The organism is Methylophaga sp. SB9B, from assembly GCF_004832235.1.
Classification (GTDB): Bacteria; Pseudomonadota; Gammaproteobacteria; order Nitrosococcales; family Methylophagaceae; genus Methylophaga; species Methylophaga muralis.
This window is the reverse complement of record NZ_SSXS01000121.1, coordinates 1-249: the sequence shown is the minus strand read 5'-3', so window position 1 is coordinate 249 and position 249 is coordinate 1. Positions and strand designations below refer to the sequence as shown.

Below are 249 nucleotides of genomic sequence, written 5' to 3'. Positions count from 1 at the left end.
AGCGGCATGGCCTTGATTTATTTGTTTAACCATATTGGCAAACGAATTAACCCGTTGAGTACTATCACGATCTATTCGTAAAACGGGTACATCTTTAAAAATCGCCGTCAGAGCTTGTTCGATTTTTCAGTACCTACACCATAACTTTTCAATTCTGTATTGCCACATTCAGGACAATTTTTTGGCAATATTTGTATCAAGCCGCAATGATGACAAAACAGTCGATTTTGATGCTGATGTACTACCATT

Annotated in this window: 1 protein-coding gene; it reads right to left on the bottom strand. The window is 37.3% G+C overall.

Features of this window, described 5'->3' with window-relative positions:
• Positions 1-107 precede the first annotated feature (107 nt).
• Positions 108-248: a hypothetical protein gene (locus E8Q33_RS16360; protein WP_247870156.1), complete on the bottom strand. Its 141-nt coding sequence runs from the start codon at positions 246-248 to the stop codon at positions 108-110.
• Position 249: the final 1 nt, after the last annotated feature.

Excerpts from the sequence above, each read along its gene's own strand:
- E8Q33_RS16360 (WP_247870156.1), bottom strand. The coding sequence starts at position 248 with ATGGTAGTACATCAGCATCAAAATCGACTGTTTTGTCATCATTGCGGC.